The 15,695-nt window shown below is 67.9% G+C and carries 19 protein-coding genes; 2 read left to right on the forward strand and 17 right to left on the reverse strand.

Annotated features, from left to right (window positions below; genetic code table 11):
• Positions 1–7 precede the first annotated feature (7 nt).
• A complete protein-coding gene (locus tag K5880_RS11620; RefSeq protein WP_297651973.1) occupies positions 8–406 on the forward strand; it encodes a YciI family protein in 399 nt (132 codons plus the stop codon).
• Positions 407–418: 12 nt separating this feature from the next.
• Here K5880_RS11620 and K5880_RS11625 read toward each other — a convergent pair whose 3' ends face one another.
• The 14 genes from K5880_RS11625 to fliF all read right to left on the reverse strand — a co-directional run bounded on the left by K5880_RS11625 (position 419) and on the right by fliF (position 13,458).
• Positions 419–1,972: a methyl-accepting chemotaxis protein gene (locus K5880_RS11625; protein ID WP_297651976.1), complete on the reverse strand. Its 1,554-nt coding sequence runs from the start codon at positions 1,970–1,972 to the stop codon at positions 419–421.
• A gap of 118 nt (positions 1,973–2,090) precedes the next feature.
• Positions 2,091–2,858 (reverse strand): flagellar biosynthetic protein FliR, encoded by a 768-nt coding sequence (fliR, locus tag K5880_RS11630; RefSeq protein ID WP_297651979.1) that lies wholly within the window; start codon positions 2,856–2,858, stop codon positions 2,091–2,093.
• A 9-nt stretch (positions 2,859–2,867) separates the two neighbouring features.
• The gene (gene fliQ / locus K5880_RS11635; RefSeq protein ID WP_297651982.1) at positions 2,868–3,137 is read right to left on the reverse strand and encodes a flagellar biosynthesis protein FliQ; all 270 of its coding nucleotides are present in this window, start codon (positions 3,135–3,137) and stop codon (positions 2,868–2,870) included.
• 9 nt (positions 3,138–3,146) lie between these two features.
• Positions 3,147–3,920, reverse strand: coding sequence for a flagellar type III secretion system pore protein FliP (gene fliP / locus K5880_RS11640; protein WP_297651984.1), 774 nt, complete (start codon positions 3,918–3,920; stop codon positions 3,147–3,149).
• Entirely contained in the window at positions 3,907–4,275 is a 369-nt protein-coding gene (locus K5880_RS11645) for a flagellar biosynthetic protein FliO (protein ID WP_297651987.1), read from the reverse strand. The genes fliP and K5880_RS11645 overlap by 14 nt, the downstream gene beginning before the upstream one ends.
• A gap of 22 nt (positions 4,276–4,297) precedes the next feature.
• A complete protein-coding gene (gene fliN, locus K5880_RS11650) occupies positions 4,298–4,756 on the reverse strand; it encodes a flagellar motor switch protein FliN (RefSeq protein ID WP_297651990.1) in 459 nt (152 codons plus the stop codon).
• Positions 4,746–5,750 (reverse strand): flagellar motor switch protein FliM, encoded by a 1,005-nt coding sequence (gene fliM / locus K5880_RS11655; protein WP_297651992.1) that lies wholly within the window; start codon positions 5,748–5,750, stop codon positions 4,746–4,748. The genes fliN and fliM overlap by 11 nt, the downstream gene beginning before the upstream one ends.
• A gap of 13 nt (positions 5,751–5,763) precedes the next feature.
• A complete protein-coding gene (locus K5880_RS11660; protein ID WP_297651994.1) occupies positions 5,764–6,354 on the reverse strand; it encodes a flagellar basal body-associated FliL family protein in 591 nt (196 codons plus the stop codon).
• A 136-nt stretch (positions 6,355–6,490) separates the two neighbouring features.
• The gene (locus K5880_RS11665; RefSeq protein ID WP_297651996.1) at positions 6,491–7,798 is read right to left on the reverse strand and encodes a flagellar hook-length control protein FliK; all 1,308 of its coding nucleotides are present in this window, start codon (positions 7,796–7,798) and stop codon (positions 6,491–6,493) included.
• A 14-nt stretch (positions 7,799–7,812) separates the two neighbouring features.
• Positions 7,813–8,277: a flagellar export protein FliJ gene (gene fliJ / locus K5880_RS11670; RefSeq protein ID WP_297651998.1), complete on the reverse strand. Its 465-nt coding sequence runs from the start codon at positions 8,275–8,277 to the stop codon at positions 7,813–7,815.
• Complete coding sequence (fliI, locus tag K5880_RS11675) at positions 8,274–9,710, reverse strand: flagellar protein export ATPase FliI (RefSeq protein WP_297652047.1); 1,437 nt, start codon at positions 9,708–9,710, stop codon at positions 8,274–8,276. Before fliI ends, fliJ begins: the two co-directional genes overlap by 4 nt.
• Positions 9,711–9,747: 37 nt before the next feature.
• Positions 9,748–10,452 carry a flagellar assembly protein FliH gene (locus K5880_RS11680; protein ID WP_297652001.1) on the reverse strand — a complete coding sequence of 235 codons (705 nt, stop codon included), beginning with the start codon at positions 10,450–10,452 and terminating at the stop codon, positions 9,748–9,750.
• Between the two features lie 136 nt (positions 10,453–10,588).
• Positions 10,589–11,587, reverse strand: coding sequence for a flagellar motor switch protein FliG (gene fliG, locus K5880_RS11685; protein WP_297652004.1), 999 nt, complete (start codon positions 11,585–11,587; stop codon positions 10,589–10,591).
• 176 nt (positions 11,588–11,763) lie between these two features.
• The gene (gene fliF / locus K5880_RS11690) at positions 11,764–13,458 is read right to left on the reverse strand and encodes a flagellar basal-body MS-ring/collar protein FliF (RefSeq protein WP_297652007.1); all 1,695 of its coding nucleotides are present in this window, start codon (positions 13,456–13,458) and stop codon (positions 11,764–11,766) included.
• A gap of 184 nt (positions 13,459–13,642) precedes the next feature.
• On the opposite strand from fliF, the gene fliE reads away from it, so the two are divergent.
• Positions 13,643–13,957, forward strand: coding sequence for a flagellar hook-basal body complex protein FliE (gene fliE, locus K5880_RS11695; RefSeq protein ID WP_297652010.1), 315 nt, complete (start codon positions 13,643–13,645; stop codon positions 13,955–13,957).
• A gap of 37 nt (positions 13,958–13,994) precedes the next feature.
• On the opposite strand, the gene K5880_RS11700 is transcribed toward fliE, so the two are convergent.
• The 3 genes from K5880_RS11700 to K5880_RS11710 all read right to left on the reverse strand — a co-directional run.
• Positions 13,995–14,300: a flagellar protein FliT gene (locus tag K5880_RS11700; RefSeq protein WP_297652013.1), complete on the reverse strand. Its 306-nt coding sequence runs from the start codon at positions 14,298–14,300 to the stop codon at positions 13,995–13,997.
• A gap of 2 nt (positions 14,301–14,302) precedes the next feature.
• Complete coding sequence (gene fliS, locus K5880_RS11705) at positions 14,303–14,713, reverse strand: flagellar export chaperone FliS (protein ID WP_297652016.1); 411 nt, start codon at positions 14,711–14,713, stop codon at positions 14,303–14,305.
• Between the two features lie 242 nt (positions 14,714–14,955).
• On the reverse strand, positions 14,956–15,695 hold a 740-nt coding region (locus K5880_RS11710; RefSeq protein ID WP_297652019.1), incomplete at its 5' end, for a flagellin.

Genomic DNA, 15,695 nt, shown 5'->3' on the forward strand with positions numbered 1-15,695 from the left:
CCCGCCCATGAGCTCGAACCCCGACCAACCGCTGTCCGACTACCTCGTGCTCTCGCGCGGTCAGTGGGACGCCGACAAATCCCCCGAGGAGATCCAGCAGGCGATCGATGATTTCTATGTCTGGCACGACCGGCTCGTGGCCGAGGGCCGCATGAAGAGCGGGCAGCGCCTGGCCGCGCCCGCCCGGCTGGTGAGCCGCAAGGGGGTGACGGATGGCCCCTTCACCGAGGCCAAGGAAATCATTGGCGGCTACTGGTTCTTCGTTGCCCGAAGCCTGGAAGAAGCCGCCGCGCTCGCGGCGCAAAACCCCTGCATGGCCTGCGGGCTGGAATTCGAGGTGCGGCCCGTGGAAGACGAACGCTGCAGCGCCTTCAGGGACAGCTGCGAAACGCCGGCCCGCCATTGACCGTCTCGCGGCTCACGACGAGCCCAGCAGGGGCTGGCGGTTGAGCCTGAAGACCGAGACCGCCTGAACCAGCTGGAGGGCCTGCGTCTTCAGGCTCTCGGCGGCTGCGGCACTCTCTTCCACCAGCGCGGCGTTCTGCTGCGTGACCTTGTCCATCTGGCTGATCGCCTCGCCCACCTGGCCCACGCCGGCGCTCTGTTCGCCTGTGGCGCTGCTGATCTCGCCCACCAGGTCCGAGACGCGGCGGATGGCGCTGACCACGCCCTGCATGGTCACGCCGGCCTGATCGGCCAGCACGGTGCCGCTGGCGACGCGCTCCACGCTGGTGTCGATCAGGCCCTTGATTTCCCTGGCGGCCTGGGCACTGCGCTGCGCGAGGTTGCGCACCTCGGAGGCCACCACGGCGAAGCCGCGGCCCTGTTCACCCGCCCGCGCGGCCTCCACTGCCGCATTCAGCGCGAGGATGTTGGTCTGGAAGGCGATGCCGTCGATCACGCCGATGATGTCGGCGATCTTCTTCGAGCTTTCGTTGATGCCCTTCATGGTCTCCACGACCTTGCCCACCACGTCGCCGCCCTCGACCGCGACCTGGGACGCGTTGAGCGCCAGCTCGTTGGCCTTGCTGGCGTGGTCGGCGGTCTGGCGCACGGTGGTGCCCAGCTCCTCCATCGACGCGGCGGTCTCCTCCAGCGCCGAGGCCTGCTGCTCGGTGCGGGTGGAGAGGTCGGTGTTGCCCTGGGCGATCTGCGCGCTGGCATCCGAGACCAGCGCCGCGTTGTCCTGCACGTGGCTCACGGTCTGGCTGATGCGTTGCTGCATGGTGCGCATGGCTTCCAGCAGCTGGCGCGTGTCGTCATTGCCCACCAGCGCGATCGGCATGGTGAGGTTGCCGTCGGCCAGGTGGCCCGCGGCCGTGACCGCCTGACCCATGGGAATGGCCATGAGCTGCGCCACCCACAGCGCGCCGGCCACCAGGACGACCGTGGCCACGAGCACCGCGATGGTGATGGTCCACAGCGACTGGCTCACGCTGGCAGAGGCTGCTTCGGAAATGGCGGCGCCATCTTCCTCGATCAGCCCGGAGAGGTTTTCCAGCTGGTCTTCGAGCTGGGCGAAGGCCGTGTTCAGCGCGGGTATCTGTGCCTCGGCCTCGGCCACTCCCTGGGCGGCGCCGGAGACCACGGCCCTGGCAGCTTCCATGTATTGCGCCACCACGGGCAAGGTGTTGTCGAGCGCCTTTTTCGACTCAGCATCGATGCCAGATTCGGCGATTTTCTTCAGCGCCGTGTCGAGTGTGGCGACGTGGTCGTCCAGGTCGGTGCGCGCGGCCGCGATGGTGGCGGTGTCGCCCTTCATCACGGCCAGCAGCGCGCGCTGGGCGTCGCCCCGCAGCGCGTCGTGCATCATGTCCGCGCTCAGCGCGGCCTGCAGCGCCTGGCCGGAGAGGGCCGAGGCCTCGACCTTGGTGGCCATGGACGAAACCGCCAGCAGGCCGATGCCGCCAGCGGCCGAGACCAGCGCAGCCCCGGCCAGGCCGAGGCAGAGGATCTGGGTGCGAAGTTTCATGAGCTTCTCCTGTGGGACGTGCAGGGTCCGCGGCGCATGCCGGGAAACCTTGCAGGACTGTTTCGGCACCAGCGCGGGCCGATGTAGCGCGGGCTGACCGGCGGCGCGGCTGCGCGGCTCAGCCGCCGGTGAAGATCTCGGTGGCCAGCTTCATGAGCGCGGCCACCGGCGCGTCCAGCATGGGCAGGGTGAAGGCAATGCCCACCAGGCCGGCCGAGAGCGTGAGCGGGAAGCCGATGGCGAAGGCGTTCATCTGCGGCGCGATGCGCGAGATGAAGCCCAGCACGATGTTGATGAACAGCAGCATGCCGATCATGGGCAGGGCGATCCACAGCCCGTAGCGGAACACTATTGCGCCCAGTTCGTGCAACGCCATGCGGTTGATGGACTCGAAGGCGCTGCCACCCACTGGGAAGGTGTTGAAGCTGGCGATGACCGCCTGCAGCAGCATCAGGTGCCCACCCATGACCACGAACAGCAGCATGGTGGTGTTGCCGAAGAAGCGGCCCACGGTGCTGGACTGCGCATTGGTCGTGGGGTCGAAGAAGCCGGCAAAGTTCAAGCCCATCTGCAGGCCGATGAGCTCGCCCGCAAGCTCGACCGAAGCGAACACGATGCGCACAGCCAGGCCGATGGCAATGCCCACGATGACCTGCTGCATCACGACCGAGAACGCCTGGGGGTCGGTGAGGGCGACGGTCTGCTGTTCAGGCAGACCGGCCTGCGCACACAGTGCCACCAGCATGGCCAGGGCCACACGCGTGCGCATGGGCACCGAGCGCGAGGAAAAGATGGGCGCGCTGGAGAACACCGCCAGGATGCGCAGGAAGGGCCAGAACACCGGCGAGACCAGCGCCATGATCTGCGCTTCGGTGAACGTGGGCATGGCGCGCCGTCAGATGGCGTAGTTCGGAATCGAGAGGATGGTGCGGCGGATGAACTCGACCATGGTGGTCATCATCCAGGGGCCCGCGATGGCGAACACCGCGATGGCCGCGATCAGCTTGGGCACGAAGGCCAGGGTGGCCTCGTTGATCTGCGTGATGGCCTGGAACAGGCTCACCAGCAGGCCCACGCCCAGCACCACGCCGAGCACCGGCGCGGCCACCATGAGCAGCAGGAACAGCGCGTTCTGCGCCATCGTGAGAGCGGCTTGCGGATCCATGTCTTTTTCCTAGGTGGCGAACGATGCGGCCAGCGAACCAATGAGCAGGTTCCAGCCATCCGCAAGGACAAACAGCATCAGCTTGAACGGCAGGGCCACCAGCACGGGCGACAGCATCATCATGCCCAGCGACATCAGCACGCTGGCGACGACCATGTCGATCACCAGGAAGGGGATGAAGATCATGAAGCCGATCTGGAACGCGGTCTTGAGCTCGCTGGTGACGAAGGCCGGCACCAGCACGCGAAAGGGGGCGTTCTGAGCGGTCACGTCGTTGGGCAGCTTGGCCAGCTTGGCGAAAAGTTCGAAGTCGGACTGGCGCGTCTGCTTGAGCATGAACTCGCGCATCGGCGCCTGGCCGCGCTCCAGCGCCTGGTCGAAGCTGATGGCGTTCCTGGAATAGGGTTCGTAGGCATCGGCATACACGCGGTCCAGCGTCGGGCCCATCACGAACAGCGTGAGGAACAGCGAGAGGCCGACGATCACCTGGTTGGGTGGGGCCGACTGTGTGCCCAGCGCCTGCCGCAGCAGCGAAAGCACGATCACGATGCGGGTGAAGCCCGTCATGAGCAACAGCACCGCCGGCAGGAAGGACAGCGCGGTGAAGAACAGCAGCGTCTGGATCGGCACCGAATAACTGGTGCCGCCCGCGCCCTGGCCGACCATCAAGGGCAATGAAGGCCCGGTGGGTGCGGCCGGGGCACCCTGTGCCCACACGCCGGTGGCGCAGAGGGCGAGGGTGGCCAGCAGCAGACCGCTGCGCAAGGTGTCAGCGTGGCGCATGGGGATGGGCCTTGTTCGGTTGGGTGAGCTGGGCCAGGCGTGCGGCAAAACCGGTGGCGGGCGTGACGATGGGCGTGCCTGCGTCCGCCATCCCGGCGGGCAGCGGCATCTGATGCAGCGCGTTCACGCTACCGGCCGAGACACCCAGCACCAGGCAGACGGCGGCATCTCCCTGGCCGACCTGCACCGTCACCACGCGTTGCTGCGGGCCGAGCGAGAGCGAGGAAAGCACCTGCATCGGCGGGCCGCTGTGGCCCACCGCGCCGGGCAGGCGCAGGCGCGCCCATTTCAGAGCGAACGCGATGCCGACCATGAGGGCGAGCAGCACCAGCGCGGGGATCGCGTTTTGCAGCATATCGGGGGCTCGGTTCGGGGAATCAGGTGCGGCTTACGCGCCGCATGCGTTCTGAAGGGGTGACGATGTCCGTCAGGCGGATGCCGAACTTGTCGTTCACCACCACCACTTCGCCCTGCGCGATCAGGTAACCATTGATCAGCACGTCCATGGGTTCGCCGGCCAGCGCGTCGAGCTCGACGATGGAGCCCTGCGCGAGTTGCAGGATGTACTTGATCGGCACGCGGGTGCGACCCAGCTCCACCGAGAGCTGTACTGGAATGTCCAGCACCATCTGGATGTCCTGCATCGGTCCGCTGGCGGCAGCGCCGCCACCGCCACCGCCACCGGTGGTCACCGGCGAGGCGGCCGAATCGAAAACGGGTGCGCCGTCCTGGTCGACGTTGACCGTAGCGGCCTGTTCTTCCAGGGCCTGGGCCCAGTCGTCGGTGACGGCGTCGTTCATGGTGGTGTTGGTGTCGGTGGTGTTGTCAGTTGACATAGGAATCTCCCAGCCAGTTCATGTCGATGCCGCGCAGGTTGCGCTCGACGCGCAGTGCGTACTTGCCCTTGTGGGTGCCGTACTGGCACTCGAAGACGGGCACGCCGTCCACGTGGGCCTGTATCGACGGATTGCGGTCGAGTTCGATGAAGTCGCCGATCTGCATGGCCAGCAGCTGTTCCACCGTGGCCTCGGTCTGCGCGAGCTCGGCCACCATGGTCACCTCGGCGGCCTGGATCTCGTGGCTCAGCAGCTTGACCCAGCGGCGGTCGACCTCGATGGCGTCACCCTGCACGCTGGAATACAGCACGTCGCGGATCGGCTCCAGCGTCGCGTAGGGGATGCACAGGTGCAAGGAGCCCGAGATGTCACCGATCTCCAGCGTGAAGCTGGTGGAGACCACGATCTCGCTCGGGGTGGCGATGGTGGCGAACTGGGGCTGCATCTCCGAACGCTGGTAGGCCAGCTCGATCGGGTACACGCCGCGCCAGGCCTTCTTGTATTCCTCCGCCACCACATCCACCAGGCGGTTGATCACGCGCTGCTCGGTGGGCGAGAAGTCGCGGCCTTCGATGCGGGTGTGGAACTTGCCGTTGCCGCCGTAGAGGCTGTCGATCACACCGAACAGCAGCGTCGGCTCGCACACCACCAGCCCGTTGCCGCGCAGCGGGCGGATGGCCATGATGTTGAAGTTGGTCGGCACCACCAGTTCGCGCAGGAAGGCGCTGTACTTCTGCACCTGCACCGCGCCGACCGAGATCTCGGGGCTGCGGCGGATGAAGTTGAACAGGCCCAGCCGCAGGTTGCGCGAGAACCGCTCGTTGACGATTTCCATCGTGGGCATGCGCCCACGCACGATGCGTTCCTGGCTCTGGAGGTTGTAGTCCCGTACCGCGCCGGTGGGGGCTTCCTCTTTCGCCAGTTTCTGGCTCTCGCCCGTGACGCCTTCGAGCAGGGCGTCGATCTCTTCCTGGGACAGAAACGATTCGGCCATGGTCGCGTTCCGCTTACTGGACGATCAGGCTGGAGAACAGCACGGCCTGCACCGGATTGGGCGCGCTCTTGGCCTTCTTTTTCTTCTTGCCCTCGGCCGGCTCGGCCTCGGCTTCGGTCTGCACCTGGTAGCCCATCTCCTTCGAGATCGTGCCGATGATGTCGCGGGCCAGCTTCTCCTTGCCGGCAAGTTGCAGCATTTCGTCGGCCGTGCGCTGCGAGATCAGCACGAGGATGTTGCTGCGGATGCTGGGCAGGTAGGCCTTCACCGCGGTTTCGGTGGCGGTGTCCTGCAACTGCAGCGTCAGGCCGAGCTGGATGAAGCGGTTGCCCCCCGGGTCGGCCAGGTTGATGACCATGTTCTCCAGTGGCAGGAAGACGGGTGGTGTCCTGGGTTCGCTGCTCTGGCTCGCCACGGTGTCCTCGTCCTCGTAGCCCTCGTCGTCGAGGTGGGCGGTGTTGCTCTTGAGGATGAACAGCGCGGCCGCGGCGCCCAGCACCGCGAGCAGCACCACGCCGATCAGGATGAACAGCAGCTTCCTGCTCTTCTTCCTGGGGGCTTCGGGGGCGGCAGCGGGAGCGGTGGCGGCGGCAGCGGCAGACATGGGGTTCCTTCAACAAGACACACGGGACAACGTGTGGGGTTGAAAGAATTATTGAGCGCCCCCCCTGGCGCCGTTCGTCAGATAAGCGCCGGAAAAGGCCGCTATTCAAGTCCTCGGCGCCGAGGTGGGCCGGGGTTCAGGCGAACACGTCCAGCGGGCGGCTGCCGTCGGCGCGGGGTTGTGGCGATGGCCGCGTGGCCAGGTCGGCAGCGGCGCTGGCACGGCCGGCGGACTCGGTGCGCAGGCCACCAACGGATGGCGCACGCCCCTGGGCATGGCCGCCATGGGACGCCCCCTGGCTGCCCACCGAGACGCCGCCGAGCTGGATGCCGCTGCGCTGCAGCAGGTCGCCCAGCGATTCGCCCGCGTTCTCGTGCAGGCTGGCGCGGGCCTCGGCGTTGTCGGTCTGGAAGGCCACATCCACCTCCTGGCCCTTGAGCTGAAGCTGGATGTCGATGGCCTCCGAACCGCCCTCGCCGCCCACGCGCAGGCTGGCGTGGCGCAGGTGCTGGGTGCCCCAGTGGCTCACGGTCGGGCCATCGGCGTCCTGGCCGGCCTCGGCACCTGCCGCGTTGTCGCCCGTGCCGGAATCACCGCCGCTGTCGGTGGCCGGGTCGCCGCCGGCGCTGTCGGCGCTCGCGCCGGCACCCAGGCTCTGGGCCGCATCCGCCGCGGGCGCTGTGGCTTGCGGGCTGCCCGCGCCCAGGGTGCCGGCGCCGGCGAACTCGCGCAGCGCTGGCGCTGCGATCTCGGGAGCGCCGGCCAGGCCGAATCGGTCGTTCAGCGCCACGGTGCTGCGCGCCTGCGCGAGCTGCGCGGCATGCTGATGGTGCAGGGCCTCGGTGCCGGAGGCGGCGCCGCGCTGCCAGACCATCGCCGGTGCATGGGCCTGCGCTGACGGGCCTTCGCTGCCGCGCGCCGTGCCGGCCGTGGCCTGGGGCGCGTTCGGGTGGAGCGGGCTGAAGGCCGGGCGCGAGGCGGCGGCGGCGCGCGCCTGTGCCGCCGCGTTCGGCAGGGCCGGAGCGGCTTCGTCGACCCGGGTCATGCCCTCGATGTCCACACCGTCGCGCACGGTTGTGGTCTTGTCTTCGGGGACACGGGCGGTGGCATCGGTGGCAGGGGCCGACTTGCCGGCGTCCGCGCCCGGCGTGGCGGCTGGTGTGGCGCCAGGTGTGGGTGTGATCCAGGCGAGCAGGGCGGTCAGCGGGTTCTGGGCGGTGTCGTCGGCGTCGGTCTCGGTCCCGCTGTCCTGGGCGATGGGCTGCGTGTCGGTCGCCTCGGCGGCGGGTGGCGTGTGGGTGTCGCTCACCAAGCCCAGCAAGGTGGCGAACAGGTCGGTGGCGGCCGGCTTGTCGGCGTCGGCGCGCGCCTTGTTCTGGTTCGGCTTGTGCCCGCTCTCGACGGGCTTGGGTGCGGCGGTGCTGCTGGCGTGGGTCGTGGTCATGGTGGGGTCGGTCTTCAGGTACGAACCTGCGCCTGCGCCAGGCTCTGACGCAGGTGGATGGACAGGGCCATCTCGTCGGTGTTCTTCTGGTCCTGGCGCTGCGCCTTGTGCACGATGGCCTGCTGCTTGCGGTCGGCGAACTTGCGCAGCCCGGCGAGGTCGCGTTCGGCGGCATGCACCTGCTCCTGCGCGCGCTCGATCAGGCTGGTCCGGTCGCCGAGCACGCTGCGCTGGAACTCCAGCGCATGATGGATCTTGTGCATGAACTCGCGGTGGTGCATGAGCAGCGCGGTGTCCACGCCCACGCGGCTGCGCTCGGTCCAGCGCGCCTCGGCCTCCTGCGCGTACGACTGCAGCTGGTCCATCTGGTCCTGCGCGATCTGCAGCTCGCGCTGCATCTGCGCCAGCACGCCCAGCGCCTCGTCGCGGCGCTTCTCCGCCAGTTCAACCACCTTGTGCAGGGTCTGAATCGCGGTCATCCTGGGCTTCCTTCATAGGGGTTGTGGTGCGGGCGGGTCTGGCGCTGCGGCGCCGCCTTGTCTTTCGGGTCCTCCTGCAGCGCGGCCTGCATCTGTCGCAGGCTCTCGGGCAGGCTGGCGGCCTCGTGCATGTCCTGCATCAGGAAGCGCTGCAGGGCGGGGTAGAGCACGATGGCGCGGTCGGTCTCGGGGTCGCTGCCCGCGACGTAGGCGCCGAGCTGGATCAGGTCGCGGCTCTTCTGGTAGCGCGAGTACAGGCCGCGGAACTTGCGCGCCAGCTCGAGGTGCACCGCGCCGGCGACGTTGTGCATCACGCGCGAGGCCGAGGCTTCGACGTCGATGGCCGGGAAATGACCTGACTCGGCCAGCGCGCGCGAGAGCACGATGTGGCCGTCCAGGATGGCGCGCGCCGCGTCGGCAATCGGGTCCTGCTGGTCATCGCCCTCGGAGAGCACGGTATAGAAGGCGGTGATCGAGCCCACGCCCTTGAGGCCGTTGCCACTGCGCTCCACCAGCTGCGGCAGCTTGGCGAAACACGAGGGCGGATAGCCCTTGGTGGCGGGGGGTTCGCCAATGGCCAGCGCGATCTCGCGTTGCGCCATGGCGTAGCGGGTGAGCGAGTCCATCAGCAGCAGCACGTCCAGCCCGTCGTCGCGGAAGCGCTCGGCGATCGCGGTGGCGTAGGCAGCACCCTGCATGCGCACCAGCGGCGGCGCGTCGGCCGGCGCGGCCACCACCACCGAACGCTGGCGGCCTTCGGCGCCGAGGATGTCCTCGATGAACTCCTTGACCTCGCGGCCGCGTTCGCCGATCAGGCCGACCACGATCACGTCGGCCTTGGTGTAGCGCGCCATCATGCCCAGCAGCACGCTCTTGCCCACGCCCGAGCCGGCGAACAGGCCGATGCGCTGGCCGCGGCCGACGGTGAGCAGGGCGTTGATCGCGCGCACGCCGGTGTCCAGCGGCGTGCGCACCGGGTCGCGGTCCATGGCGTTGAGTGGCGCGCGGTCCATGGGTTCGATGTCCACGTTCTGGATCGGGCCCTGGTGGTCCAGCGGGTTGCCATGCGAATCAACCACACGACCGAGCAGGCCGCGGCCCAGTGGCAGGCGCAGCGTGCCGCGGTCGTCCGGCGAAGGGGGCTTGTTGGCCTGGCCCACGCGCGGCACGGTGCGGTACGGCGCCAGCGGCGTGACGCTGGCGCCACTGGCCAGGCCGTGCGTGTCGCCGGCGGGCATGAGGTAGGCGCGGTCGTTGGAGAAGCCCACCACCTCGGCCAGCACCGGGTCCTTGTGGCCGTTGTCGATCAGGCACTGCGAGCCGACCGGTACCTTCAGGCCCACGGCCTCCAGCACCAGACCGGCCAGGCGGGTGAGCGTGCCACGCACTTCCAGCGGCGTTCGCACGACCGCGTTGGCGCGCACGTCTTCCATGAAGTGGCCCCAGCGGCTCTCGCTTCCGAAGGTGCTGTCAGACATCCATGTCCTTCGGGTTCCAGGCCGCGTCCAGGCCGAGGTTGCCCACGGCGCGCGCCCAGCGCTTTTCAATGGTGGCGTCCACCGCAGTGGTGGCCGACTCGATCAGGCAGCCACCGGGGCTGATGGCCGGGTCGGCGACGAATTCGGGAGCGTGGTTGCCCAGGTTCTCCCGCAGGACGCCCTGCATCATCGCGAGGTCGCCCGGGTTCATGCGCACCGTCGCGGGCAGGCCGTCGTCGGCCAGCTGCGTCAGTGCCTCGGCGATCACGGGTTTGAGATGTTCGGGGTCGCCGCGCAGTTCCTGGCGCACCACCTGGCGCGCCAGGTCACAGGCCAGTTCCAGAATGTGGCGCGAGATCTTTTCTTCGCTCTTCTTGAGGTGGTCGCGCGTGTTGTGCAGCAACTGGGCCATGCGCACCGCGGTTTCCTCGGCGGTCTTGCGCACCGTGGCCTCCAGCGCGTCGCGCACCTCCTGGCCGCCCGCGTCGTGGCCCCGGGCGAAGCCGTCGGCGTACGCCTGCTGGCGCGCCTCCTGCAGCACTTCCGAGGTCACGCCCTCGCCGGTGCTGCCGTCTTCCATGGCCGCGTTGGGCGTGTCGTCGCTGCCATCCATGGCGGAGAAGTGCCACGCGGCCACACCGTCGATTTCCTCGCGCGGGATGAAGCGGGAATGGGGGTTGGGTTTGGAAGAAGCCATGATCGATCAGCCCAGCAAGTTCACACGGCGCCCATCGAGTGCGGCAGCCCCTTCCAGAGGCACCGAGGGTCCGGCTGCGCCGGCCCCAGGTGTCGCCCCCCTTGCAGGGGGGAGGCGCCGAAGGCGACGCGGGGGGTCATACAAAAGCCTCATCTTCGCCTCCGCCCATGATCACGATCTGGCCTTCGTCCGACAGGCGCCGCACGATCTTGAGGATTTCCTTCTGCTGCGCTTCCACTTCGGACAGGCGGATCGGACCACGCGCTTCGAGGTCCTCGCGCAGGGCTTCGGCGGCGCGGGTGGACATGTTGCCCAGTACCAGTTCGCGCAGTTCGGTGGTGGCGCCCTTGAGCGCGATGATCAGCGAATCGGTCGCCACTTCCTTGAGCACCATCTGGATCGACTTGCCGTCGAGCTTGAGCAGGTCCTCGAAGATGAACATCTTGTCCATGATCTTCTGCGCCAGTTCGGCGTCGAACTCGCGGATCGACTCGATCACCGAGGTCTCGATCTGCGTGCCCATCATGTTGATGATCTCGGCCGCGGTCTTCACGCCACCCATGGAGGTCTTGCGGATCTTGTCGCCGCCTGCCAGCACCTTGAACAGCACCTCGTTGAGGTCCTTCAGCGCGGTCGGCTGGATGCCTTCGAGCGTGGCGATGCGCAGCATCACCTCGTTGCGGGTGCGCTCGGTGAGGTTCTTGAGCACGGCGGCGGTCTGGTCCGACTCCAGGTGCACGAGGATGGCCGCGACGATCTGCGGGTGTTCGTTGCGCAGCAGTTCGGCGATGGAGGCGGGGTCCATCCACTTCAGGCTCTCGATGCCCGAGACGTCGCCGCCCTGCAGGATGCGGTCGATCAGCAGCGCGGCCTTGTCGTCGCCCAGTGCGCGCTTGAGCACCGCGCGCACGTAGTTGTCGGTGTCGGACACCAGCAGGCTCTGCGACGAGGCCGCGCTGGTGAACTTCACCATCACCTGGTCCACGCGCTCGTGCGAGACCGCGCGCGTCTTGGCGATGGTCTCGCCCAGCTTCTGCACTTCCTTCGGACTGAGGTGCTTGAACACCTCGGCCGCTTCCTCCTCGCCCAGCGACATGAGAAAGATGGCGGCGTCCTGGATTCCCTGGTCTTCCATGGTCTTGGTCCTTGTCTATGCGCCGCGAAGGGCCGCCGGAGCGCGGTGTCCCGGTCCAGAGGCACCGGGGTACTGGCTTTGCCAGGCCCCGGGTGCCGTCCCCCTCCCGCCGCAGGCGAGAGAGGGGGAAGCCGCGCAGCGGCGCAGGGGGTGGATCCTGCCGGGGTGGCGCCGGCTCATGCCGGTGCCTCCCCATTCACCCAGCCCTTGACGATGTTGGCCACCGCCATCGGGTTCTCCAGCGCCAGACGCTTGGCGTCGGCGATGCGAAGGCTCTCGGCGGTGGGCTCGTCGCTGGGCATCGGCAGGCCGGGGCGTTCGGGCGATTCGTTGAGCACGGCGTTGAGCGGCTGCACGGGTGTTGTGTCCAGGCGGCGTGGTGCCGGGGTCTTGAGCAGCTTCAGGCCCGGGCGCACCATGCCCATGAGCACCAGCAGGCCCAGGCCGACCATGCCCAGCGGCCAGGCCAGGCTGCGCAGCAGGTCCTGGTTCCCGGACTGCTGCCACCAGGCGGCCTCGGCCACTTCGCTGGTCTTCTCGACATTGAAGGCGGCGTTGACCAGGTTGACCGAATCGCCGCGGTCGCGGTTGAAGCCGATGGTCTCGCGCACCAGCGCGGTCATCTGTTCGAGTTGCTGCGGCGGGATGGGAGAGGTGGTTTCCTTGCCACTCTTGTCGACCGTGGTGCGGTGGTTGATCACCACCGCCGCGCTCAGGCGCCGGATCTGGCCGCTGGATTCGCGCACCACCTTCACCGTCTTGTCGACTTCGTAGTTCACCACCGATTCGCGGCGCATGTTGCCGGGCTTGTCGGTGCCCTGGCCGTTGGCCACGCCCACGGGAGCGGCCGGACCGTTGATGGGCGCGGTGCCGGTGGCGGGCGGCTGGTTGCTCACCGCGCCGGGCACGCCCGCGGGCTGGGCGGCGGCGGCCGCGCCGTCCTCCACCGTCTGCTGGCTGCGCACCGTGGCCACGGCGTCGGCACCCTGGTTGGGCCGGTGCTGCTCGCTGGTGGATTCGACCTGCGAGAAATCGATCTCGGCGCTGACCTGGGCCTTGACGTTGTTGCGCCCCACCAGCGGCTCGAGCATGTCCATGATGCGGCGGGTGTAGATCTGTTCGAGTTGCTGCACGTACTGCAGCTTCTGGGTGTCGGCGCCCTGGGCCTGGCTGTCGGGGGAGCTGGAGAGCAGGGTGCCCGCGTCGTCGACGATGCTCACCGCCTTGGGGTTCATCTCGGGCACGCTGGATGCCACCAGGTGCACGATGCCGGCGACCTGGGCGCGGTCGAGCGTGCGGCCCGGATGCAGCGTGAGCAGCACCGAGGCACTGGGTTTCTGTTGTTCGCGGAAGAAGCCGTTCTGGTTCGGCAGCGCCAGGTGCACGCGCGCGCTCTGCACCGAGGAGAGCGACTGGATCGAGCGGGTGAGCTCACCCTCGAGGCCGCGCTGGAACGTCAGGCGTTCCTGGAACTGGGTCATGCCGAAGCGGTTGGTCTCCATCAGCTCGAACCCGGTGACCGAACCTTTGGGCAGGCCCTGCGAGGCCAGGCGCAGGCGGGTGTCGTGCACCTTGTCGGCCGGCACCATGATGGCCTGGCCACCTTCGGCGTGCTTGTAGGGCACGTTCATCTGGGAGAGCTGGGCGACGATCGCACCGCCGTCCTTGTCGCCCAGGTTGGCGTAGAGCACGCGCCATTCGGCCTGGCGGCCCATGAAGAAGAAGGCCAGGGCCAATGCCAGCAGGGCGAGCGCACCCAGGCCGAATTTGATCTTCTGGGCCTGGTCCATGCGGGCGAAGCCGTCGCCCAGTGCGCTGCGCGTGGGGTTCGCGGTCTGGATGTCCAGTTCTGCAACGGCGGTGGTGCTCATGGGGTTCGGGCGTCGGGTGGTCGGTCGTTTTCAGGGGGAGATACACCCTGTTGCAGTCGATTATTCGGTCCCGGTGCCACCGCCATTGCCATGAAAAGGCCCGGCTTTGTGCCCTTATTCCCGTCCCGTGCCGCGCCGGCGCCGCCTAGCATCAGGGCGTCAACTCTTGTCGAAGGATTCCGCCATGGACATGCGCATTTCCCCCCTGACCAGCCAGGCCCTCACCGGCATCGGCCAGAGCGCGCTCAAGCGGCCCGGTGCCGCTGGCGGCGTCGAAGCCGGCTTCGGCGCCAACTTCAAGAACGCCTTGAAGGAAGTGAGCGCGTCGCAGGAGGCCGCTTCCAGGCTGCAGACCCAGGTGCAACTGGGCAACCCCAAGGTGAGTCTGGAAGAGACCATGCTCGCGATGCAGAAGGCACAGGTCGGCTTTCAGGCCACGCTGCATGTGCGCAACCGCATGGTTCAGGCCTATTCCGACATCATGAACATGAGCGTTTGACGCTCCCCCGCGCCGCGACAGCGGCGCATCTCTTTCTTCAGTGCATCGGCGCCGGACTGCTCTTGTCGAAGATCTGCGCCAGGTCGTTCAGCCAGGGTTCGGCCAGGCAACGGATCTCGGCGTCGGTGCGCAGGATGCGCTGCATGATCCTTGTCTTCTCCTTGCGCTCTTCCGGGCCGAGTTCGTCGGTCCTGGACTTGAAGCGCAGCTGGGCGATCAGCACCGCGCAGGCGCCTTCAAGGCGCACCACCTGGTCCCAGTCCTCGCCCTGCGCCGCTTCCAGCATGCGGCGGCTGGTGTTCTCGATCGCCTTGTAGTAGTCGAGCAAGCCGTGCTGTTCCATGATCAGGCTCCCTGCAGGGCACCAGCGCGGATCTGTTTCCAGGAGTCGGCCAGCGGTTCGATGAGGTTGAGCACTTCGTGCACCGGCGCTGCATCGTTGCGCAGGTTCGCCAGCGTCAGGCGCTGGATGCTGTAGTCGTACAGACCCTTGAGGTTGGCCGCCAGTTCACCGCCGTCGTTCAGGTTCAGGCCTGCCTTGAGGCCTTCTTCCATGATGCGGATCGACTTGCCGATGGCCATGCCCTTGGCCTCCACGTCCTGGCGCTCCATGGCGCCGCGCGCCAGGTTCAAGCTCTGGATCAGCGCGTCGAACAGCAGGCTGACCAGCTGGTGCGGGTCGGCCGTCTGCACGCCGGTGTCGACGGCGACACGCTTGTAGGTGGATGCTGCGCGGGTGTTGACAGAGGTGAACATGGCTTGGGTTCCTGGTGTCTGATACCTATTTTTATCGGCACCCAGCGGACGGACTGTAGGCATGAGCGGCTCGATTTGAAGGGTCGGAGACATGCTTTACGTCCTTTAGTGAACAGTTCCTTGCGGGCCCGCGAGCACGCGCTCAATGCACAAGGCGGCGGGCGGTGAAACACCGCGCCGCCGCCCTGGGGCAGGCGCCTGACCGTGCAACGGCCGGGCGCATGGCGATACCTGGCGCCCGATCAGCGCAGCAGGGACAGCACGCCTTGCTGTGCCTGGTTGGCCTGGGCCACCATGGCGGTGCCGGCCTGCTGCAGGATCTGCGCGCGGGACAGGTTCGAGGTTTCCTTGGCGAAGTCGGCATCGACGATGCGACCGCGCGCGGCGGAGATGTTCTCGCCCGTGATCTGGATGTTGGCCACGGCGTTCTCGAAGCGGCTTTGCAGGGCACCGAGGTCGGCGCGCGAGCTGTTGACCGCGTTGATGGCCTTGTCGATCACCTGCAGCGCCTTCTGGGCGTCGCCGAAGCTGTTGACGTTGATGGCCGACAGCGTGGTCAGCGTGGCCGGAGGCGCGGTGTCGCCAGGCGCGCCGGTGGTGGTCGCGGTGAAGGCGGCGCCGAAGGTGGTCGCCGCGGTCAGGTCGCGGTTGGAGAAGATCTCGTAGCCACCTGCAGCCAGTTCGCGGGCGAACACGCCGGTGTCGGACGACTTGGCGTTGATCGCGTCCACCACCTGCGTGGTGCGCTGTGCCGCCGTCGTGGCCGCGCCGATGCCGCCCAGGGCGACGGTGGTGCCGTTGGCGTCGGTGATGGTCCAGCCGGCGGTGCCAGCGGGGATGGCGGCGCCGTCGGCGGGCATGGTCGCCAGCGTGGGGGCGGCGACCGTTGCCACGAAGTGCTCGGTGGCGCTCAGCTGGCCCAGGGCCGCCGAGTTGGCGCTGACGATGGAGTCGATGGCGATGCCTTCACCGGCGTTGGCGC

Source organism: Hydrogenophaga sp. (assembly GCF_025699295.1).
GTDB lineage: Bacteria > Pseudomonadota > Gammaproteobacteria > Burkholderiales > Burkholderiaceae_C > Hydrogenophaga.